The 23195-nt window shown below is 41.7% G+C and carries 19 protein-coding genes and 1 tRNA gene; 13 read left to right on the forward strand and 7 right to left on the reverse strand.

What is annotated here, in order from left to right; translation table 11 throughout:
- Position 1: 1 nt before the first annotated feature.
- The 9 genes from IKN49_01285 to IKN49_01325 all read left to right on the forward strand — a co-directional run bounded on the left by IKN49_01285 (position 2) and on the right by IKN49_01325 (position 9420).
- Complete coding sequence (locus IKN49_01285; protein ID MBR3631691.1) at positions 2-625, forward strand: protein kinase; 624 nt, start codon at positions 2-4, stop codon at positions 623-625.
- Between the two features lie 116 nt (positions 626-741).
- Positions 742-3036, forward strand: coding sequence for a tetratricopeptide repeat protein (locus IKN49_01290; protein ID MBR3631692.1), 2295 nt, complete (start codon positions 742-744; stop codon positions 3034-3036).
- A 311-nt stretch (positions 3037-3347) separates the two neighbouring features.
- On the forward strand, positions 3348-3818 hold the full coding sequence (locus IKN49_01295; GenBank protein MBR3631693.1) for a DUF805 domain-containing protein: 471 nt from the start codon (positions 3348-3350) through the stop codon (positions 3816-3818).
- Positions 3819-4512: 694 nt separating this feature from the next.
- Positions 4513-4908 carry an NYN domain-containing protein gene (locus tag IKN49_01300; protein MBR3631694.1) on the forward strand — a complete coding sequence of 132 codons (396 nt, stop codon included), beginning with the start codon at positions 4513-4515 and terminating at the stop codon, positions 4906-4908.
- A 10-nt stretch (positions 4909-4918) separates the two neighbouring features.
- Positions 4919-6259 carry an AAA family ATPase gene (locus IKN49_01305; protein MBR3631695.1) on the forward strand — a complete coding sequence of 447 codons (1341 nt, stop codon included), beginning with the start codon at positions 4919-4921 and terminating at the stop codon, positions 6257-6259.
- A 2-nt stretch (positions 6260-6261) separates the two neighbouring features.
- Positions 6262-6486, forward strand: a complete 225-nt coding sequence (locus tag IKN49_01310; protein ID MBR3631696.1) for a hypothetical protein — start codon at positions 6262-6264, stop codon at positions 6484-6486.
- Positions 6487-6502: 16 nt separating this feature from the next.
- Positions 6503-7372, forward strand: a complete 870-nt coding sequence (locus tag IKN49_01315; GenBank protein MBR3631697.1) for a hypothetical protein — start codon at positions 6503-6505, stop codon at positions 7370-7372.
- A gap of 51 nt (positions 7373-7423) precedes the next feature.
- On the forward strand, positions 7424-7807 hold the full coding sequence (locus tag IKN49_01320; protein ID MBR3631698.1) for a DUF2924 domain-containing protein: 384 nt from the start codon (positions 7424-7426) through the stop codon (positions 7805-7807).
- Complete coding sequence (locus IKN49_01325; GenBank protein ID MBR3631699.1) at positions 7804-9420, forward strand: recombinase family protein; 1617 nt, start codon at positions 7804-7806, stop codon at positions 9418-9420. The genes IKN49_01320 and IKN49_01325 overlap by 4 nt, the downstream gene beginning before the upstream one ends.
- Before the next feature lie 39 nt (positions 9421-9459).
- Here the strand turns inward: IKN49_01325 and IKN49_01330 are convergent, their stop codons facing one another.
- The 4 genes from IKN49_01330 to IKN49_01345 all read right to left on the reverse strand — a co-directional run bounded on the left by IKN49_01330 (position 9460) and on the right by IKN49_01345 (position 11952).
- Entirely contained in the window at positions 9460-10005 is a 546-nt protein-coding gene (locus tag IKN49_01330; protein MBR3631700.1) for a hypothetical protein, read from the reverse strand.
- Positions 10006-10224: 219 nt separating this feature from the next.
- A tRNA-Asp gene (locus tag IKN49_01335) sits at positions 10225-10300 on the reverse strand.
- A gap of 63 nt (positions 10301-10363) precedes the next feature.
- The gene (gene murB, locus IKN49_01340) at positions 10364-11266 is read right to left on the reverse strand and encodes a UDP-N-acetylmuramate dehydrogenase (GenBank protein ID MBR3631701.1); all 903 of its coding nucleotides are present in this window, start codon (positions 11264-11266) and stop codon (positions 10364-10366) included.
- A gap of 5 nt (positions 11267-11271) precedes the next feature.
- Positions 11272-11952: a hypothetical protein gene (locus IKN49_01345; protein ID MBR3631702.1), complete on the reverse strand. Its 681-nt coding sequence runs from the start codon at positions 11950-11952 to the stop codon at positions 11272-11274.
- Positions 11953-12043: 91 nt separating this feature from the next.
- On the opposite strand from IKN49_01345, the gene IKN49_01350 reads away from it, so the two are divergent.
- Together IKN49_01350 and IKN49_01355 are read left to right on the forward strand one after the other, a co-directional pair.
- Positions 12044-13591 (forward strand): hypothetical protein, encoded by a 1548-nt coding sequence (locus tag IKN49_01350; GenBank protein MBR3631703.1) that lies wholly within the window; start codon positions 12044-12046, stop codon positions 13589-13591.
- Between the two features lie 491 nt (positions 13592-14082).
- A complete protein-coding gene (locus IKN49_01355) occupies positions 14083-14715 on the forward strand; it encodes a prepilin-type N-terminal cleavage/methylation domain-containing protein (GenBank protein ID MBR3631704.1) in 633 nt (210 codons plus the stop codon).
- An 11-nt stretch (positions 14716-14726) separates the two neighbouring features.
- Here IKN49_01355 and IKN49_01360 read toward each other — a convergent pair whose 3' ends face one another.
- From IKN49_01360 to IKN49_01370, 3 genes are read right to left on the reverse strand one after another with little or no spacing between them, the layout of a single operon-like run.
- Positions 14727-14975 carry an LptF/LptG family permease gene (locus IKN49_01360; GenBank protein ID MBR3631705.1) on the reverse strand — a complete coding sequence of 83 codons (249 nt, stop codon included), beginning with the start codon at positions 14973-14975 and terminating at the stop codon, positions 14727-14729.
- Positions 14948-15811 (reverse strand): LptF/LptG family permease, encoded by an 864-nt coding sequence (locus tag IKN49_01365; GenBank protein MBR3631706.1) that lies wholly within the window; start codon positions 15809-15811, stop codon positions 14948-14950. Before IKN49_01365 ends, IKN49_01360 begins: the two co-directional genes overlap by 28 nt.
- Positions 15808-16914, reverse strand: a complete 1107-nt coding sequence (locus IKN49_01370) for an LptF/LptG family permease (GenBank protein MBR3631707.1) — start codon at positions 16912-16914, stop codon at positions 15808-15810. Before IKN49_01370 ends, IKN49_01365 begins: the two co-directional genes overlap by 4 nt.
- A gap of 134 nt (positions 16915-17048) precedes the next feature.
- On the opposite strand from IKN49_01370, the gene IKN49_01375 reads away from it, so the two are divergent.
- Complete coding sequence (locus tag IKN49_01375; GenBank protein ID MBR3631708.1) at positions 17049-22460, forward strand: hypothetical protein; 5412 nt, start codon at positions 17049-17051, stop codon at positions 22458-22460.
- On the forward strand, positions 22393-23187 hold the full coding sequence (locus tag IKN49_01380; GenBank protein ID MBR3631709.1) for a ComF family protein: 795 nt from the start codon (positions 22393-22395) through the stop codon (positions 23185-23187). The genes IKN49_01375 and IKN49_01380 overlap by 68 nt, the downstream gene beginning before the upstream one ends.
- Positions 23188-23195 lie beyond the last annotated feature (8 nt).

The raw sequence follows: 23195 nt of genomic DNA on the forward strand, positions 1-23195 counted from the left end.
TATGCCTAAAACTCAATACATACAACAAAAAGAAAAATCACAACCCTTGTTTATGAAGCGCGGGGATATTTTGTCCGAATTTTTTGAAATATCGGATAAAGCCCGCGAAGGTGGCATGGGGGACGTATTTTTCTGCCGAGATAAACGTGATAACAAGTTTTATGTATTAAAAACGTTTAAAGAAAGAGATGATAAAGAGAAATCTCAAGTTTTAGGAGATTTTAGGAAAGAGGCTCTTCTTACATTTAAAATGCCTCGTTTACCCTATGTGGTGTTTACACGGACACTCATTTTGGATGAAACAAAGATGTATTTGGTCATGGATTTTGTAGGGAAACAACCCCATAGCTTTGATGAACCTGTACAGAGTGAAACATTAACGCATGTCTTACGAAATACAAAGGTAGAATATAAGCAGGCCTTGGTTTGGGGTATTGAATTTTGTCGAGGCATGCAGTATTTACATAAATACGGGATTTCTGTACACAAGGATATTAAACCAGATAATATTTTGATTGCCCCAGATAATACCATTCGTATTACTGATTTTGGGCTATCCGCTTCCAACAAAAAGGGTGGGACAAAAGGATACTTTCCACCAGAATATAATGAAAAAAAGCTTTAACAGAACAAAGTGATATTTACTCTTTTGGAGTAGTATTGTATCAACTTTTTACCAATACATCTTCACCCTCTCTTGACGAAACTAAAATAGCAAGAAACGATTTATTGAAGAAATGTTTGGCTACCGATCCCAAGAAACGGTATCAAAGTTTTACACGTTTGGAAAAAGATTTAATTAAAGAATTGAAATTACGATTTCCCGAATATATATTATCTAAACCTCCAAAATACTCTACAACAGCGGACGAATATTTCTTAAAAGGGCTTGGAGTTTATTTATTAAGACAATATTCAAGAACTTTCGACAGGAGAGAGAATGACCATTTAAACCGAGAAGCAGAAAAACTGTTCAACAAGTGTATTCATTTGAGTCCCAAACATGCCGCAGCTCATTACTACCATAGTAAACTTCTTGAAGAAATACATGGCTTAATCTGCCCCTCACTGTCGAAGATAATATGGGGAGATAGCGCCATGAACAAAGCAACTAAACAAATTAGGAGTGACAATAAGTGTGCCCAAGAAAATAGTGCTTTCTATGCCAATCTGATAGAGTTGGAAAAATATCGTGAATGGAAAAGATATCAAGACGAATTTAATATTTCTCTTCAACAGGTTTTAAAGAACTTTGCCAAATATTCTGCCAAATATCCACGGGATCCATATTTACATAATAATTTGGGGGTTTTCGAGGCTAAGGCTGGCCATTATCAAAGAGCAATCGCTCAATTTACTAAAGCCATTAGGTTATTGCCAAATTATGCAGTGGCATATGCAAACAGAGCCTCAATATATTTGTTACAGCAAGAAGAAAAAAAAGCACTCAAAGATTGTGCTAAATATACTCAATTACAAAGTGCTAAAAAATGGTTTTTCCCAATAGGTCTCTTTTATGGGATTTATGTATGGATCTTTTTATACTACTGTCGACAAAAGAAGTATAAGAAAGCATATTTATGGTACGAGCAGCATTTGAATTACAAAGATCTTTCTCCTAACGAACGGCAACAATTATTGAATAGAGTTCGTTTTCAGGTAGAATATGAACGTTTGACTCATTTGCCAACGAACTATAACAAAAGGGAAAGTCTCAAACAGTTTCGAGAATTGTGGAAATTGAGAAGACAAATTCAAAAATTTCCGTTGGAATATGCGGATTGGTTCGATAAACAAGACGAACAAAGTCTCAAACTAGCCAATTTGGGATTTCCTACAAAACCCGACATGCGTTCTGTATTTTATAATCGGATGTGTATAGAACATCCAACGGCACCAATTTTAAATGAAATGGGATGCTATGTGGCAAATTGGTTTTCGTATGATAATGATTCATTACGGACCAGTCGGGGATCCAAGGGAATCCCTTATTTTAGTAAAGCTATTAAGATAGATCCGACGTATGCTCCAGCTTACTATAATAGAGCACGTGCGTATGCGGAATGTAGCGAATATACAAAGGCTATAAATGATTACACAATAGCAATGGACTTGGATCCCGAACAAGCTTGTGTTTCCAAACCCCTATTCAACGGATATATGCGAGACATATACAACAGTATAGCAATTGGCGAAAGTTGGGAGTCAATAACCTACGAAACTGGAATGGTTTCAATAGGTTCTGCATCTAATTCTGTGGAATTCAAAAGAATGTTTCGTAGTCATTATATCGGGGATCATTTGGTGGTTAGTGAGTGGAGAGATCCTATTAAACGTAATGTGATCAGCAGGAATGAGATGCCCGCAAATACAAAGCTCCTTTCAAAAATACGATGCTATTGTTATTTCGGTAAATATAAGAAAGCATTAGCTTGCATAGAAAAATTAGAAAATTTTGATCCTAACATTGATTTTTTTGAGGGGATGTGTTTATATAAATTGGGTTGCTATCAGGAGGCGTTAAAACACTTTAATTGCTTGCAATCTTCAGGGCCAATAACAGAATTGGCTGCCAATAAGGCCCTATGCTATGCTAAATGCGGAAATAAGGAAAAAGAAAAAGAATTTTTGAATTTAGCTTTTGAATCGTTTTTTGAGGTATTAGAATTGGAGATATTTGAAGATGGTCCTTCTTTGAATACCATATACACTAAAAAAGATGATAAAAGAGATATCCCAAGCATTCGTGAATGTTTCGAAAATTATTATAGACAATGTTTGGCCAAAAACGAACTTTTTTTTATTTGGCCAGTCGTGCGCTTAGGCAGAAACTATATCGATAATGCATATTATCAACGCGCAGAGTGTTATTTTTCCCTTAAGAACTACGCAGCGGCGCTAGAAGACTACAAGAAAGCATTGCATCCTAATGATATTTTCCCGACCCTATTTTTTCCAAAATTTGCATTACATGTTGAGGAAAAAATAATAGCATGCGAGAAAGCATTAAAAATCTCACGTACTAAGAAATCCTAACCCCATCGTTTTTTACACTCAAAAGGTCCCTCGAAATAAGGGGCCTTTATTTTTTATATGCGAATACCTTAAAAATCATTGTTTGTATAGAGAATTGTCACAAAATGCCAGGAAGCCCCTTTAAGTGAAGGGGCTTTTTTATTTGTGTGGAATTTCTCTTAAAGTGTCGTTTGTATAGGGAAAATGTCAAAAAACGCCAGATAGGCTCCTTAAGTGTAGGACACATTAATCAGATAAGGAGAAACACATGAAGAAAATAATTTTATTCCTCGCAGTAATTGGAATATTTGCGGTATCAGCGGTTTCCGCTTATGCCCATAGTGGCAGAACAAATGCTTGGGGCTGCCATTACGACCATAGAACTGGCATATACCATTGCCATTAAGCAATTGGGCGGTGTGATCGCCGCCCTACATTTACTCTTAATCAAGGAGAAAATTATGTTCGTTAATGCGTTGAAGTTGTTTAGTTGGGAAGGACGTATTTGCCGTCGTCAATATTTGTTGGCATTTATACTGATAGTTTTCGGAACCGCTATACTCGCTGCTGGGGTATCCGATGGACGAGGTAGCGAAGGGGCAGCTCAGGTGCTTATGTTTCTAGCCCAATTAGCTCTGATCCCAACTCAAATTAAACGGTTACACGATATCGGTTGGAGCGGATGGATAATTTTGTTGGCTCTTATCCCCGGAATTAACTTGATATTGGGGCTTGGGTTATTTCTCTTCTCTGGCACAAAAGGCCCTAATAAATACGGAGAAGACCCGCATACCGGTAAATAATTTTAGCGTTGTGAAAGACAGGGGATAGGGCCCTTGTTAAAAATACGTGGTGTAGTATAGACAACAGTTACTGTCTAGGTAGTTGGGCCAGGGGCGGTCCGTTACAGAAGGGCGACTTGGAAACGAACTGGCTTATTATCCCGATAGGGTATTTAAGGTTGTGAAGTATTTACATATTTAGTGCGTAAGAAAGTTATGTGCGGTTTATGGGATAACTTTCTGCTGCGAAAGGAAGCCCGGAAATAGAAGAAATCTGCCTTTTGTTAGGGCAAAGACCTCCGCCAACTGTGCGTTGGGTCCAACCGTTGAAAGAAATGGTTCCCGTTCCGCGGATTTCTCAAAATAGGTTTCTATCTGCCCCGATTTTTCAGGTAGAAACAGGCTTTACGGAAACAGCATATTAGCTTGTAGGCGCATATAGCTGGAAACCTAAACTTTCTGGTTTACTCTCATAACCTTAAAAAGAGCTTGTTAGCTCGTGATAAGTGCCGTAAGTGAATCTAAAAGCTCGGCAGCATAATTGGCCAAGTAAATTGAATTTCACAGCTTGGTGTCTATGATTTGTATAGGGAAATGTCAAAAAATGCCAGATTTAATCTTATAGTGTAGGGGGCCACACCCGGTAGGGAGTAATCCCATAGTTGGCATATCTTAATATCACCCTTAACAAAAGGGTATAGCTAAGGAGAATTATATGACAAGTCTTATCATTGACGGTTCCAACGTGATTCGTTCGGCTTACGGCCTGCAAGGTAAGCCAAATTTTGACCTAGAAGCCCGCTTGGCTAATCAATTGGTTCAATATCTATCCGGTCTTAATACCGATACTTCCCGCACGATTGAGTGTTACTTTGACGGTTTTAAGCGTGCCATAAGCCGCCCGCGCGGACTTAGCGTATTTTTTTCTGCCAACCACAAAGCAGACAAACTAATCGTGAATTCCGTTTACGAACATACGCAAAACTATGCTCATGATGTCTGTGTAGTAACCGCGGATAACGACATCATCCAAAAATCTCGTGCTTGCGGTGCTAATGTGCAATATACTTATGATTTTCTAAAAGGATTTTGGCCGTATATCGCTTTATAAGGAGATTATTATGACAAAGGAACTTATGCCTTCTAACTTGGAAATGACAACTGAAATTAAAGATGCTATTTATCATATTAACCATGGGGATAATGTGTTTATTCACGGTAGGCCGGGAACGGGTAAATCAACTTTTCTAAAAGGGTTGCGGGCGCATTTAAATGTCAAAAGTAAAGTTGCCATGTTTGTGGCTCCTACGGGTATTGCAGCTTTGAATATTCACGGGCAAACAATTCACTCATTTTTTCACATTAACCCGCAAGATATGCATGCGCCGTTGGACTATGCTAACCGCAATGCCTTAAAAACTGCATGGAAAAACTTGGATATTTTAGTTGTGGACGAAATATCCATGGTGCGGGCGGATATTTTTGACAAAATGAACGAGCGTTTGCAGAAGGTATTAGATGATGAACGCCCTTTTGCCCATAAACAAATTATTGTGGTGGGGGATTTGAATCAGTTAGCCCCGGTACTGAACGAAAAGTCCAATTTAGAGCAAGACCAAAAGTGTAAGGAAACTTATGAAACTTCCTATGTGTTTGAAGCCAAATGCTGGAAAGAAATGAATTTTAAGCATGTTTTCTTTACAAAAATTTTTCGTCAAACGGATACGGAATTTACAGGTAATTTGGCCGCGTTGGAATCTCCGAATAGTGAGAATTTTACCAAAGCACTTGCTTATTTCAACAAGCGGGTAACCGATAAACGACCGCAAGAAGCCGTGTGTTTATGCGCGCGTAAAATTGATGCGGAGAAAATTAATCAAACCGAATTAGATAAGTTGCCGCAACCTACATATCGTATTTCGGCTTTTCAAAGCAGTCGCTATGACAATGACTGGAAAGAAAGTAATTGCCCTGCTCCCAAAGTGCTATATCTTAAAATTGGCGCTAAGGTTATGTTTGTACGCAATGATGAGAAAAAACAATTTGTAAACGGTATGTTGGGGCGGGTTAAAAGTATCAACTGCGTGAAGGAAAAGACGATTAAAAGTATTACCGTGGAAGTTGCCGGAAATCGCGAAGTGGAAGTGCATTGTTGTACTTGGTATAAGACGATACTTAACAAAAAAACGGGCCGTCAGGAACCGGATATGGAAAATTATTTTTGCCAATTCCCTTTACAACTGGCCTGGGCCACAACCATCCATAAGGCACAGGGTATGACTTTTGACTCTGCTTATGTGGATATGGGCGAAAAGGGAGCTTTTAGTATCGGACAAACCTATGTGGCCTTAAGTCGTGTGCGCACCGTTGACGGATTGTGGCTCAAAAAACCGTTGCAAGAGTCGGATATTTTGCCGAATCCGGCCGTAGAAAAATTTTACAAAGATATAAAAGGAGAATAACTATGGAATTAGTGGGTGGGATCGGAGTATTTGTATTGTTGATTGTAGGTGGACTACATGCTATGGTGCCTCAAAACTCTAAATTACGTCTAGGTATTTGCATTTGCTTGGCTGTCGGCCTTTGCTTTACCGGAACTATGCATGGGGTTTTATTGGCGATTGGACTGATATTTGTGGAAATGATTGTAAACAAAGTCATTTCTTTTTGGAAAAATATATCATTATAAAATAAGGAGAATGGTTATGAATAGAAAATTTTTTGTTGTTTTGATGAGTAGTTTATTTATTTTTGCTTGTGGGGAAAAATTACCAACGGTAGATAGTAGCACTTCGGAAACATATAAGGCCTCGTTGGATCGTGTAAGTCAGTCCGTACCAAAAGAAAAGGAAGAAAATTTTAACTTTTCTATCAGTATTTTGGCCATGGAATCTGTTAAGGAACACGTTGTTGATGGAGTTATCATGACCGATGACGAGCAAGATGAACAAGCTAAGAAAGCATTCCAAAAATCCTTGCACGGCCTTAATTACAAGCAAATAATATCTCGGAGTGATCAGGTCATGAAATCAAAAATGGAAAGGGCTAAGGAACAATATGAAGAAGAATTGATGAATACGATTGATGCTATTGTTGCCGCTAAGAAAATTAAAACAGAATTATCTAAAATTATCATAACTGACAAGGCCATAGATAGTAAGAACTTATCTATGAAATTAGAAAATAAAACTAATTCTTCACTAAAGAAACTCTTAGTATTGGGATTAGTGGCCCCTACGGAGGATTCATTACCCAATCCACGAGTTCTATTTATTGATTTTGAAAAGCCTCTTGCTCCAAAAGAAGCGCGAACAGTTGTAATTCCCTTGAAGGAAGAATATGGCTGGAAACCTACTGATTATTTGGCAATTCCCCGAATTTCTTTGGATATAGTTCGTGCCGAAGATGTTAAGAAGAAAGTAATACTCAACGACAAATTGGCCGAAGCATTTGGGGGGTATGTGGATCTTCGGAAGAATTATCAAGAACTGCAAACCTTATTGGAAGGGCAGAACGATTGGGTGTCTGTTTTCACAGTAGAAAATATCGCCAAAGGGTTTTTCCCACTTAAATAATATAACTTGACTTCTAGGGCGTTATAAGCGGTAATGTGTATAGGAGCGAATATGCAAAACTATACACATTTAACCACCCGGGAATTGGAGTTAAAATGGCTGGAATTGGTAGGCCGGCCTATACCACCAATTGGGCGAAGTTTAATTATCAAATATCTGTTGTGGTATGAACAAGCCAAGCGTGAGAAGATTTCTCCACTTGGCTTTTTTCATGAAGTGGCACAAGCTGCTAAAACTACTGATAAACGCCCCAAAGCTACTCTTGAGATAGGCTCAAAACTAATCCGTTCCTACCAAGGGCTTAAATACGAAGTAGAAATCGTTACCAATGGGTACCTATATGAGAATACACTCTATAAAAGCCTATCCGGTGTAGCCAAGGCCATTACAGGTAAAAGTTGGAACGGGAAGGTATTCTTTGGAGTGAAAAAATGAGTGATAAGAAAATACGTTGCGCTATCTATACACGCAAATCAACCGAAGAAGGATTAGAGCAAGAGTTTAATAGTTTACAAGCCCAACAGGAGGCGTGCGAGTCTTACATTAAAAGCCAAAAGCATGAGCATTGGCAATTGCTTTCTACCGAATATGATGATGGCGGGTATTCAGGTGGTAACATGGAACGCCCGGCTTTAAAACGCCTACTCCAAGATGTTCAAAACGGCCTTGTTGATATTATCGTTGTGTATAAGATAGACCGTTTAACCCGTAGTTTAATGGACTTTAGCAAAATTGTGGAGATATTAGACAAGCATAATGCCTCGTTTGTGTCTATCACCCAGCATTTTAATACCACCACCAGTATGGGGCGGCTCACATTAAATATGCTACTCTCATTTGCCCAGTTTGAGCGTGAAGTAACGGGAGAGCGTATCCGGGATAAGATTAGCGCGAGTAAGAAAAAGGGTATGTGGATGGGTGGCAAACCGCCGTTAGGATATTACCGCAAGGATAAGAAGATATACCCGGATGAAGACAAAGCAAAACTTGTTACTAACATATTCCAAAAGTATGTAGAACTGAAAAGCACTACACTCCTAAAAGGGTGGCTTGAAGAGCAAGGAACGAAGTTATCAGTAGGTAACTTGAACTGCATTTTACGTAATAAAGCATATATTGGTCTAGTTGGACATAAGGGGACATGGTACCCGGGCGAACACCAAGGGATAATCTCCCAAGAGTTATTTGGGCAAGTCCAAACCGTAATGGCTGATAACCGCATTAATCGCCAACATTATGATCCTAAAAAGAGCCTTTTGTCTGGCAAACTATATGATGACAAAGGCAACGCTATGAGCCCCAGTTGGAGTACGGGTAGTAGCGGTAAAATATACCGCTATTATGTGAGCCAAGCACTTATCCGCAAAGAGCCGGGCAAAGTGGGAAAAGTCAGTAAGGTGTCACTCCAAAAATTGGAGCAGTTTATAGATAATTGGTTTAGTGAGTTTTTGAAAGACAAAACAAAAATTTATCCGTATATCCAACAGTTTGGAGTAAGCAAACAAAAAGAAATTATCAAACGGCTACCATCATATCCGATAACGCGGGATGTAGAAAAAGAACTAATTAAACGTATTAAGTTAAATCTCAACAAGATAGGAATCACGCTATATCAAGAACAAGTGACCGAACTATTAAACTCAATTTATGAGAACAGAGATATGATTCCACTTAAACCAGAGAAACTAAAAAATGAAAACACCTATACGGAAACATATCGTATAGGAACGGTAGCCAATGGGGCCAAGGTTATTGTGGGGCAATTTGTCCAACCTACAAAACAACCCAACAAGGAACTCATCAAAATCTTACACCAGGCCTATACTTGGCATCAAGAAATATTAGACGGAAAAACTACCCAAGAAATAGCCAATGGAGAAAAAATATGTGTGCAATATGTGCGCCGGATCCTCAATTTGAGTTTTTTATCGCCCAAAATCGTACGCTCTATCCTAAACGGCACGCAACCTGTCGATTGTACGCTCAAAAAATTGCTCTCTATTCGCACACCGGATTGGCACGAGCAAGAACAAATCCTTGGAGAATAACCCATAAGAGAACGACCTTCTGTAAGGTTATGCTAACAATTATTTTTTGATAGATAAATATTTATTGAGATACTCTTCTATTTGTAGGTACCGCAACACAGAAGAGTTGCTCAAATCATGGGTCTGCTTTAGAGCTTCTTTTCGTAAATCCTGAATAGCAGCATAATATCGTTCATTAATAACGAGTTCCAAGTCAATGCCTGACTTTTTCAGGACTTCTTTGGCACTTAAGACAGATTTCAGAGCATCATATTTTGCGCCTTCTTTGGAAGATTTAACAATGGGACTCCAAAGCATATAATGCTTGGTAAAATTGTCAAAATGCTGTTGAATATATTCTTGGTCTTTTGTAAATTTGTGAATAAAACGGTTTTCTGTATCGGGACGGCGTTTTTGTGGATCCACATACTGCAATCCATGAATATGGGCGGCGACTTCACAAACATAGATTTCTTTATTGATGATGTTCAACCCAATTACATCGATTTCAGTTTGATGAGGTCCTTTGACATTGTATTCTACAAATTCACATTTTTTGATATGTCGTAGCCATTCGCCGGTTATTTCTTCCGCAATATTATGCATACAATTTTCTCTCTTGAAAATTTTTTATATTGTAGCAATTTTTCCAAATCTATATGCAGTGAACGACTTTCCACCTACCCTTGTCAGCATAAAATGAGAATATTTACAGAAAAGCAGAAAAACCCGACAAAATTTGCATGCTATGAGTGGTTTACAAAAAAATCCCCGTCGGAGTTAAACTCTAACGGGGATTTATGCTATAAACTTAAAACTAAAATACGGAGTCGACGGGATTCGAACCCGCGGTCTCTGCCTTGACAGGGCAGCGTGTTAGACCAGGCTACACCACGACTCCAACGACTTAAATTCTTCCGTACTTATATTGTAGCTTATTCTGCGCGGCGCGTCAATTTTATTTTTATGCGCCAAACTTTCCCCACAGAATTTGCTCTAGTTCCAACTCAATGCCGCTTTTATCTTTGACTTGGCGGCGCACTTCATCCATCAAATTTTTAATATCTTCCGGCGTGGCATGATTAAAATTGACAATAAAACCGGCATGCTTTTCAGATACCTTTGCCCCGCCGATACTTAAACCTCTCAAACCTGTTTCATCAATCAGACGGGAGGCATAATCTCCTACCGGCCGCTTAAAAACACTGCCGGCAGACGGTAAATCCAGCGGTTGTTTTTCAATGCGTTTATGCAAAATTAAATTGCGTGTTTCGGTCAGAGAAGAAAAATCTTTTTGTTCCAGTAAAAACCCGGCACTAAGTACAATATAATTTTCAATGCCTTCCACGTGGCGGTAAGCATGAGGGAGATCTTGTTTAAGTAGCATGGCCGGTTTGCCTTCCATATCAATTACTTCCACATATTCCAGACAATCAAATGTCTCTTGGCCAAAGGCCCCTGCATTCATATAAACCGCTCCGCCGACACTACCCGGTATCCCGGACAATTTTTCCATGCCGGCCAACCCCGAGGATACAGCCAGTTCGCACACTTTATCTAATGCTACACCGGCTTGTGCGGTGATGCGGTTGCCCTTTACGGCGGATTGATTCATGTGTTTAGTAGAACACGTAATACCCGGCAATCCTTGGCTTCCTACCAAAATGTTAGAACCAAAACCGATAATCCGAAGAGGGATGTTTTCTGTACGGGCTAATTTAAGAACAAAACTCCATTCTTCCCTTGAGGTTGGATAGACATACACTTCCGCAGGCCCCCCGGTACGGTAAGTAGTGTGTGAGGCCATGGATTCATTCAACAAACAATTCGTTCCGAAATAAGCGGAAAGTTCTTTTTTAAAATCCATATTCTTTAAAAGTTAATCCCGACGCCGCCTTGAAAGCCGTGGTTATACTTCGTATAGGTGTATGCTCCGTACACATAGAATAACGGTAACGGATGCAAGTTAACTCCGGCTGTATAACGGATTACATCATCATCTGACTTTTTATGTATATCTTTTACTTTTAGACTGCTGTAATCATATCCAATGCCCACATACGGCGTGGCAAATAATACATTGACAGAAGCAGAAGCAGAGGCGGAATAATGGTTCCCATCGTAGTAATCGGTTTTATAATGGTCATAGAAAGCGGCGGCCGATAAATTCACCACGGCTACGGTTTGATGCCATTTCAGTCCGCCACCGATCGATTCAAACCCATCATAACTGGTGCCGCGGGCCGCCACGCCTAATCCCAAAAAGGGCAATTCCGTTTCTGCCATAATAAAAGGAGCATAGAAATAATCTTTTTTAGAAAAATTGCTGCCGGAAGTTTTGACGGCGGTCATGGTAGCCCCCACATCAAAACCGGGGAACGTGGCCGCTTTTCCGGTATGGAAATCGGCCTGACCGAGCAAGGTGGCAATATCACGGTTGTAAGCCGATAATCCTTTCCCGTGAAAGTGATCTTTAAAGTCACTACTCATACTGGCGCTGGCGGGCAACGCGAAAGACAACATTAGTACACAAGCGATTATTATTTTTTTCATAAAATTCCTTCTTGATTAATTTTCTTACATATCATATCATAGAAAAAGAGGACGTTTTGTGCAAGTGAAAAATAATTTTTGGGAGGCAAGTATGGTCAGTCCGTTGGCAGGAACATTATGTAAAGAACGTATGGATGTAGAAAAAATGCGTCAGTTGTTTTGGAAGCCGGAAGGGGAAGTGGCCCCTGTTAAATTCGGCACTTCGGGGCATCGGGGACAATTAGGAAAAGGATTTTGTGCCGCCCATGCATTAGCTATTGCACAGGCAGTCGCGCAAATTCATGTGGAAGATAAAATACAAGGCCCCATTTTATGTGGAGGGGACAGTCGTTTAATGTCGGCCGATACTGCGAAATTGTGTGCAGAGGTGCTGGCCGGAAATGGGTTGCCTGTGTTACTGGCCGAAGGACCGTTGCCCACGCCTGTTTTTTCGTTTGAAATTATCCATGGCCGCGCCAGTGCCTGTTTAAACGGAACGGCCAGCCATAATCCGCCGCAGGATATGGGACTGAAATATAATCCTTCTAATGGCGGCCCTGCCGGAGCGGAACTGACTAGTCGCATTGCCAAGTACGCCAATGAATATCTCAAAAATCCAACCTTAATTAAACGCTTGCCTTTAGAACAAGCCCGCCAACAAGGGTTGGTAAGCACACCGGATTTAGTAACCGCCTACATAGAAGCATTGGGGAAAATGGTAGATTTTGCCGCGATTAAAAAAGCAGGTTTGAAGGCGGCGATTCACCCGTTAGGCGGCGCCAGTTTGGCTTATTACCGCGCCATTAAGGAAAAATATCAACTGGACAATTTGCACATTGTCAATGAGATCCAAGACCCGACTTTCTATTTTATTCCCATTGATCACGACGGTAAAATCCGGATGGACCCGTCTTCTGTCTATCCCATGAAACCGCTGATTGAACTGGTAAAGAATGGAGCGTATGATTTTGCCGGCGCCAGCGACCCGGACGCCGACCGCTTTGGTTGTGCCACCAAATCCGGCGGATTAGTGCCACCCAATCATGCTTTGTGCGTGTTGGCTAATTACTTGATTCAAACGCGCAGTCCGAAAGCCGGTATGCAAATCGGCCGTACGTTAGGCACCACCTCTTTGCTAGACCGCATTGCGGCAGACAAAGGATACACAATAGATGAGGTAAATGTCGGATTTAAATATTTCGTGGACGGCATTGTGAACGGACGCTATATTTTGGCCGGAGAAGAAAGTGCCGGGATGAGTTTGAGCGGATGGACGCCTGAAAAAGACGGCATTTTGGCAGTCTGTTTACTACTGGAAATTGCGTCTAAATGTGGCGATATTGCCGCGCTGTATGAGCAATTAACGCAAAAGTACGGCTTGCCTTATTATACGCGTGTGGACGTACCCACCAATGAAGAAGCCAAGAAAAAAGTGCAGTCTTTCAAAGCGGCAGATTTGGCAGACTTAAAAGAGGTCGCCGGCGAGAAAGTGTTGCGCGTACGCGATACCGACGGGATTAAAGTATATTTGGAAAATTCGTGGTTCTTGGTGCGCCCCAGCGGAACGGAAAATATTTTAAAGTTCTATGCAGAGACCTTTGTGGCCGAAAAGCATTTGCTGGAAATTATTGAAGCCGGCCGCCAGTATTTCGGCGTATAAATAATAAGATATGTAAAAACCCTGCCTGATATAGAAGGCAGGGTTTTTTGTCATAAATTTGTTATACTAATAGGGTAGTATACAATTTCATCTGTTTTTGGAACCGCATGCAGAATGCGGGTTTGCTTAATTAAGCACTCCGAAACGCCAAAAGCAGTCGTTTTAGGCACCGCATATCCGAGCTGATCCCTTGGATGTGAGGTGCCGAGTGTTTGTCACCTTTGGGTGGCAAACCACGGCTGTTTGTACAAGGGTAACGTTTCGGAGACTCGAGTATAGCAGCCGTTTTTGTTGGGTTTCAAAACAGAAAAAAGGAGCCAGTTATGAAACACAACAAACATAGTATATGTCATGGCCAATGTCACGTTCCCAGTCATTCCCGAATGTTTTTATCGGGAATCTCAACCTTATTAAACAACACGAAAGAGGCCAAGGTCCTGAGCAACAACATCTCAGGACGACAGCATTGTAATTACCACAAAAAACACGTCATGCTGAGATGTTTTTGCTCAGCATCTCAACAACTTAATAAGGCTGAGGCCCTGAACAAAGACACTTTCAGGGCGACACATTGTGTCGGTTTTACCCTCATTGAACTACTCGTCGTCGTCCTTATCATTGGCATTTTATCCGCCATTGCCCTGCCGCAATATACCAAAGCAGTACAAAAAGCTGATTTAGCTAAAATGCAAGTATTACTTAAATCTGTCGTTACCGCACAACAAGCGTATTATTTAGAGAATGGTAGTTATGCCACCACGTTAGACGAATTGGGTTTAGATTTGCCGGTTACCGGTACCTGTAGCGCGCATCTATGGTCGACTGGTAACGGTTATAAAATCGGCCCGGAGGGATTTTGTTTGCAACTACTTACGTTAACCTATGGCTCGGCAACTCATACCGTGGCGGTTTCTTTCGGAGCAAAGGCGCAAGGATATGGTCTGACAGGCGATGATGCTCAATACGGGGGTGTAGAATATTTGCTAGAAGACTGGGCTTCTGCTGGAAAAGGATCTGCTAATAAAATATATTGTAGAACAGCTACAAATAGTACAAAGGCCACTTATTGTAAAGGACTGTCTTTGAAAAAGGGAAATTGTATCGGAGATTGGTACGAAATGTAATTTGTTTCTTCTTACAACTTCAGCCACTTAAATTCAAAAAAGACGACGGCGCCGAACACAAACACCGGTCCCCAACCGGCTAGGAACGGATTAATATAGCCGTTTTCGCCTACTGATGTGATCATGCTGATTAACCACCAGAAGGTAAATGCAATCACCATAGAGGCAATAATGTTGAGGATTTTGCTTTTGCGTCGGGTACTAATGGCAAAGGGCATCCCCAGCAGACACATTAGTAGGGTGACAAACGGAGTAGCCAGTTTAGACTGGCGCTCCGTTTCTGCGGTGTATGGGCAAGGCCAGTTCTCTTAAAGAAGGCGATCCGTTTAGTTAGTTCCCGAATGCTTAATAATTTTCCTTCCGTTTTGCTCACGGACATATCTTGCGGCGGTAAAGTAATAGGGGAAGGCAATTGCTCAAAGTGCTCATCCTGCGTGGTAGTTTGCTTGGAAAAAGTGCGTTGCGTACCGTCGTATAAAATCCAGCGTTTTTGATCTTTATCCCATACCATGCGTTGGGCAACTAATTGGGAAGCGATGTCCCAATTTTGGTCATACGTATCAATGGATACTTGAACCATAAGACCTTTTCCCAAGTCTACCCATTTGGCAAAAAGCATTTGATCGGTGGATAATTTGATTGCCACATCCGCTTCCGTGTTGAGTTTAAAATCGGCGTCCGGTTTAATTTTGGTGTAGTACAAAATGTCTGCCTTCAGATTAAGCGGCGGTACGATAAATTCTTGCACAAACATGGTGGTTGCGGCTACTAATATAATACACACAATAACCGGTTTGAACAACTGACGCGGAGCAAAACCGCCCGCCACGCAAGCCGTCCATTCCCCGCTAGCCACCATTTCAGACACCACTGAAATAGAGGCCAGTAAACACGCCACCGGCATAATGGTGGTGAGCCAGTTAGGGAAACTAAGTAAAGAGTAAGTTAAAATAGAACCCAAAGTGGCCGAGCCGTTACTTAAAGTTTTTAATTTTTCAAATGTATCGCCCAATACCACCAAGGTGGCAAATACACCTAGAGCGAAGAAAAAAGGCCCCCAAAATTTCTTGGCAATATAGGCAAATAAGCGGCTCATATATTTAACCTCTTTTTCCACAAATATCGTGCCGCCGCTATGCCCACTGCGTAGGGTATCCACGGGGCAATATAAGCCAGTACCCCATATTTTTTGCCTAAGCTGAGCCCTAAAGTCATCAGTAAGTAAAAGGCAAAAATGATAATGACACTAAACAACATTCCCCATCCTTTATTAGAGCGTTTTCCTAAAGAAAACCCCAGCGGACAGCTGACAAATAATAGCAAAATAGGCGCCCACGCCAACACATTGCGCATGCTGATTTCCGAGCGATATTCCGCTTTTTGTTCCGGTGTCAATAACCCCCGTCTTAGTATGCGCAGCATTTTGGTAGTGGTCAATTCTCCTACCCGCATACGTCGGCGATGATCTCGTATTAGCGAAATGCTCATGGTGTAGGAATCAAAGTCTGCCGCAATGATGGAGGTGGGATCTTTTGCATTGATGCGTTGCATCTGTCCGTCTTTGAGTTGCAGACCAATCGCACGGTCTGTGAGAATAATTTTACCGGTGCTGGCATTTACTTTAGTGCTTAGGGAAGCGGCATCTTTTTTCCTGATAAGGTGGATCTGTTTGGCAAGTTTCGTCAAATCATCCAGTTCTTCGAGGTATAAATCCCATTCGCCTAAATCTAAAAATGTTTTGGGTTCCAGGGTAACCTTGGTAATTTTTTGGCGGGCCTCATCGCGCCGGTCTAAAAAGCGTTTGTAACTGCGCGGGCTTAACCAGTTCCCTAAAAAGAAAAGTAATATGCTCAGCCCAATAGCGCAAAACAACATGGGACGTACGATTTCCCGAAAAGAAAATCCGGCGGCACGCAGCGCAATCAATTCTCCATGTTCGCTCATATTAGTGAGCGTAAGTAAAATGGCAATTTGAAATGCCATAGGCGCTGCCAAGGTGAACACATCCGGCAAAATATTGAGTAAAGAAGAAATAATCCAAGTCCAGCTGGTACCGTAAGTCATGGCCATATTCATGATAGAAATGAATTGCTTCATGAATATAACAAAAGTCAAAATACCCACCACCCCTACAAAAAAAGTCAGCAGGCTTTTAGCAATATATACCGTAAAAATGGCCGGACGCTTTAGGTGTATCATTATGGTTATTCTAACAAATATCCGGCCCGTCCGACCGCAAAAACCGTTCAAAAGGCGGGCGGGTGCGGTTTTGTAAGCCAGTGCATATAGACAGAAATATTATAAAATGAAATTATGAGGTTTCATCGTTGCCTATGAAAACCGCACGATCTGTTTTGTGCTTGGTTTTAGCTTGTCAGTTGCTCTTCGGCCCGTATTTGCAGGCCGAAGCACTTCCGTATCGGTTGGTTGATACCGATAAGTATGATATTTTTGAAGAAGAACAACGGGCCAAGCGGGAACAAGCCCTAAAGATAGAAGAAGCTCCCGATGATGCCCAGCTGCTTAAATATACCAACGAATTCTGGCGACAGGCCGTAACTGCCGTTGACGGGGATTATGCGTTGGATAAAGAACCCGAACCCATTCCGGATTTGACCTTATTAAATCCTACCCTTTCCTTGCCGTTATACGGTACCAATGTAGCTTTGACCGGTCGATATATGGTGGGCTTTAAGCTCGATGCCAAACGCTATTCCCAAGATGCCAATAATGATATTGAAGAACGCAATGTGCGTAACGTTGAAATGCAGCAAGAGATGAAACTGAAAATGCAGGGGAAAATTTTGGACCGCATTTTTGTAGATATTGACTATGACGATAAGAGAAAGGAAGAAAAAACAATTTCAGTGGCCTATCGCGGTAAACCCGGTGAACTAGTGCAACTGGCGGAATTTGGAGATATTAATTTGTCGTTACCCCAAACGGAATTTATTGCTTATGAAAAGCAATTATTCGGGGCCAAAATGCATTTGCAACATAAAAATTTAGATTTACATATTATCGGCAGTCAAACAAAAGGTTCCAGTAAGCAAAAGCAATTTGTAGGGAGCAGTGTTTTCGAAAGGGTGTCCATTAAGGATATAAATTACATACGCCGTACTTATTATGATTTGACATTTGGCTCCAACACCCCGCCGGGGTCCAATCCACAGTGGCAGAGCGATATGGGTAATATTGCTCCGGGCTCTGAAGAAATTTATGTGGATACAAACACTACCGGTGGGGATTATATCCCGGTTACTTTGACGCCTCGCGATTATGGTACCGGCACCTCATTCCCAACCTCTAAATTCAAATTATTATCCCGCGGAACAGACTATACGGTAGATTACAGCCGCGGAATTATTGAATTTGCCCGCCCGCAACAAGCAGCCAGCATGATTGCCGTCAACTACCGTAATATGAATGGTACTTGGCTCAGCCCAGACCAAAACCAACCCTATGTTATTAAAACACCTAATGACCGTTCTGTTTATTCAGATACCGAATTAGGATATCGAATGGAAATCAAAAGATTTTATAGTGTGGGCGCTCAACAAATTACTCATGATAACGGAAAAGGAAACTTTATTTTACAGTTGTTAGATGCCAACGGGCAGGAAGTTGGCTCTTATAGCACTCCCCCTCAAGTCTATCCAACTACGATTGATATGGATTTTGAGAAAGGTATTTTTGAGCTACACGATATTATGAAGGATAATATGGGACTTTATAATCCTACGCCTACCTCCTCTAAAAACCGCACCTTCCAAGTGGAATATACTTCTAATGTGAAGACGTATTTTATTGAGGCCGGGATTGTAGTGGAGTCTGAGACAGTCAAATTAAACGGCCGGCGATTGCAACGCAATAACGACTACTACATAGATTATACTTCGGGTTATATCACTTTCTACAAAGGGGAAGAAATCACAGATAGTTCCGTTATTGATATTACGTATGATACAACAGACGGTTCCAGTTCTAATAATTCCATTATGGGGGGACGTTTAGATTACAAACTGTTTGATAAAATCCGTTTGGGTACTACCGTACTGAAAGAAATGGGAGATAAGCCCGATACGGTGCCCCAAGTAGGCAATTATGGAAAGGATTTGTTAGTTTACGGGGCGGATGTGAACGCAAAGGACGTGCGTCTTACGCAAGATTTGTCCGTTGATTTCGGAGCGGAAATCGCTAAAAGTGAGAAAAAGGAAAACGCATTTGGATATGCCATGGTAGATAGTATGAATGAAACCAATATCCAAACCGGCGGCAGTATGATTTTCTATGATTGGACGGTGGCCGCCAACCCCAATGACAAACCTGCCTTTTTAGATTCCTTACAATGGGACACACAAGACTTGCCCTCTTTGGAAATCAATCCCAATGCTATCGGTACTTATAATGAAAAACAACAAGTATTGGTGATTAACTATGACTTTAGTAAGGCAATCAATGGCGGCTTTGCTGATCATGATGAAATTTCACTTGTCTATCCCTTAAGCACCAGCGGGGTGGACTTGTCTGATAAAACCTCTTTTGCCCTCACCATGTTAGGGGAAGGGGCGGAAAATACTGGTGCTCCTAAAATTGATATCACTTTTGGTAACATCAGCGAGCGTTCCGATAGCGTCAATCCGAGTCAAGTTCCGCAAGGTTTGGTGCCAAACGGTTACGGTATGTACACTGCGTGTAACCCCAGGACTCCATCCCCTAAAACGGAAGATGTCAATTGTTTGTCTACCTTAGCTCCGAATGAGGACGTAGGATGGTGGTTTTCTAACCCCGATGGAACCTTACAGCGTTTTAATCCGTTTGTACACAATCCATTTAACCCGCAGCGCCAGCCCAACGGACGTATTGACAGCCAAGATTTGAACGGAAACGGTAAATATGATGAGGAAGAAGCCGGTATCGGTGGGCATTTCGGCTACTATAATCCTTCTACTGATATTACCGGTGTAAATAATACATTAGCTTATAACGGTTGGCAAACTTTTACCACACCGCTGATTATTTCCAAAGAAGATAAAAACAATGGCCGATGGACGGCGGTGCGGCATTTGCGTATTACCTTGAAATACAATGGCAAGATGAAAGGTACGGTAAAAATTGCCAATGTGTCTTTGGCAGGTACGGCGTGGCATCCGCAAGAAGGGATAGAGCCGTCACAATTTGCTGTGTCGGGCATTAATAACGTAGAAAATACCAATTATATTCCTATCTTCTCCCCGGGTAGCGGAGATGGGGTGCGCGTATTTAACTATTTATACGGTTCCATGTCTAATTACCGGGAAAAGTATGACACGGCTAATGTAATGGACCAAGCGTTGAGTTTGACTTATAAAGATATAACAGCCAGCCAGACAGATCAAATGTTTGCAAATCGTAATTTTAGCTCCATGGATTTTACGCAACATAAAGAATTTCGGTTTTTGTTATATAGTAAAAATACGGATACAGGCGAGTTTTTTATGAAGGTGGGTACGGATGACAATTATGACAAGATTATAGTGCCTTTAGGATATGGCGGTACGCGCGGAATGTGGCGTTTAATCTCACTTAAAATGAAAGATAGTGACGGAGACGGCGTTCCGGATTCATTTGAAAATATGTCAGATGCGTCGTACGGCGTGCGGGTAAGCCACCAACGCAGTGCAGGGGGGCTGATGAATTTTAAGAAAGTTAGTATGGTTATGGCTGGTGTTGAAGTTATTACTGATCCGGCAATTACTGATACAACAGATCCTACAGCCTATATTGGTGGTAATGCAAGTGGCGAAGTGTGGCTGAATATGATTCACTTGGCCGAGTCTGTCACAACCCGCGGAGAAGCCTACAAAGTAGACGGGGTAGTAAAACTGGACCAATGGGGTAGTGTCGGAGCAAAGTATAAATATATGGACAAAAACTTTGAAACTCCTCTGACCGTAGCAAAAAACCAAGAAAGCACGGAAGAAGAGTATTTCTTAAAGATGAATCGTATTAAATACTTCCCCATGCAGGCAAACTTAAACCGCAGCAAAATAGTAACACCCAATGTAACAGATACCAGTTCCTATAATACGGTGAGTTCTTTAGACAAAGGAAAAGTGGAGCGCCAACAGGCCAACGTGCGCGGTGATTTCATTAAAGACAAGTTGCCGCAAGTGGGATTGGAATATTCTTTGGAGCAAGTAGATTATGAGGCACGCCGGCGTAAAGACCGAGCCCAAACCTATGCCGTAACAGTGCAACATAACACACGTACCGTCAAAAATTTAACTGCCGGTTATTCTTACACAGATACACAAATTCATTACGACAGAGAGCAGCATTTGGTTTCCGAAAATAATTATAACACGCAAGAAGAAACCCAGCGTATGAACGTGAAGTTTAGTTATGAGCCACATCAGAATTTTAACATTACCCCCAGTTATAGTTTGAAACAAAGCAAGGAAGAGCGTCGCCAACATTTGGAACATACGGACAATTTCCATCGTTATCCCAAAGCCATGAATCAAAGTGCCGGTTTTAACAGTACTTGGCGAATTACCAAATGGCTGGCCCCATCTGTCAGCTATACTATAGCCACCACGGAAACCAATAATCTGACGGCCAAGACTTTCAACAAGGGTAAGGCTGACGAGAAAACTTTTGATATCGGCGAATTAAAAAGTGTAAACCGTAATGCCGACGGCGGCGTATCCTTAACATTAAACGGAAATGAAATTTTGCCTAATAGCAAGCTGTTTAAGAACTTCGTCATTTCTTCCAGTTATCGTTTGCAAGATGCGGACTCTTGGAATGATATGGACGCAGACTTTGATAGCCGTACAGAGTTGTGGATTCGTTCTTCTTTAAGCGGCACCGGCCGTTACGCTCAACGCCAGAATATGGTACTGCGTGATACGGTTACCTCTTCCCAACGCTGGATGCCGCTGGCAGAGTATGAACTAACCGGGGTGTTAGCTCCTTTGAGCACCGTTTCCTTCATCAACAACTTTACACAAAGCCGCCAGCGCAATAACCGCACCGGTACGCAGTCTGAAACCAAAAGCCTCACTTTACCGGATATGGTATTTTCTATTTCTGATTTGGAGAAGGCCTTTTATGCCGGGAGCTGGCTGAGTTCCACTAATATCAAGTTGCGTTATAGTGCAATCGCCACTAATACCATAGACAGTTCTAAAGGAATGGAACGTAAATACGGCGGAGATTTGCGTTTTATGTTGTTTAATATGTTCGATACCGTGTTTATTTATGATAAAAAGACTTCCTGGCAAGATGATTTGCAATGGAATAGAAGTTTGGAGAAATCTGACGGAGAAGATTTCTCTGCCCAAACTTCTTTTTATCTAGGAAATTGGCGTTTTACTCCCAAATTTGTATATAGTACTTATGAAAAACGACTCGTAGCTAATCAGCTCAGTCAAAGCAGTAAAGAATTAACACCCAGTTTAACCGTTCGTTTAGATTTTAATTTGCCGCGCGGAATAAAATTACCCCTTATCAATCGTATTTATAATGCCACAAACCGGGTAATCTGGAACACTACCTTTTCCTATAAAGAAAAGACCTCTCCAGTAGAAGTAAAAGACAATTATCACTCTTTTGACGTGTTATCTTCTTTGGATTACGAATTATCTCAAAATTTACGTTTCAACGTGGCCGGTGGTATTACCTGGCTCAATCATGATTATGTGGAAACAGAAGATTACATCGCTTATAACTTGGCGGCCAACCTCACTATTCAGTTCTAAGCCATGGCAGCGTGTGCGGGCTTTCTGTTTGCATATTCTGCTGCCTAATACTTGTTATCATTGCGCTTGTGATTTGTCATGGAACAATACGCATCCGTTATGTAAGGATTGTGAACAACAATTACAACCCGTGGGCCCTTTGTATTGTTTGCGTTGTGGAAAACCTTTGCCGGATGGAGGGGCTCATTGTTATGATTGCCGCGGAACAAAAGGGAAACAGTATGCCTGTAAGGTCATCCGCTCGGCCTTAGTATTTAATCCGGTGCTTCGGCCGTTGGTGCATGCTTTCAAATATGCCGATAGACCCTACCTGGCGGATTATTTAGCGCAATGGATGAATGTATCTTGGCAAAAATATCCGGATTTAGCACAGGTGCAGGTGTTGGTCCCGGTGCCGCTACATCCTAAAAAGCAAAAACAGCGTCGGTATAATCAATCGGAACTGTTAGCGCGTGCCTTGGCACATTTGCAAGGCTTGCCGGTGGATAGCGCTTGTTTGATAAGGGTGCGTAATACTCCCAGCCAGACACAATTTGGCCGCGCGGGGCGTTTGGAAAATATGCGGGGTGCCTTTCGTTGTGAGCAGCCCGCTAATATAAAAGGGAAAATAGTACTGCTGATAGATGATGTGGCCACCACAGGGGCTACTTTGGAAGGGTGTGCGGAAGCCTTAAAGGCGGCCGGCGCGAAAAAAGTAATCGCCTACACCTTGGCGCGAGAAGTATAAAAAGGCCC

This window comes from Elusimicrobiaceae bacterium (assembly GCA_017528825.1).
Taxonomy (GTDB): domain Bacteria; phylum Elusimicrobiota; class Elusimicrobia; order Elusimicrobiales; family Elusimicrobiaceae; genus Avelusimicrobium.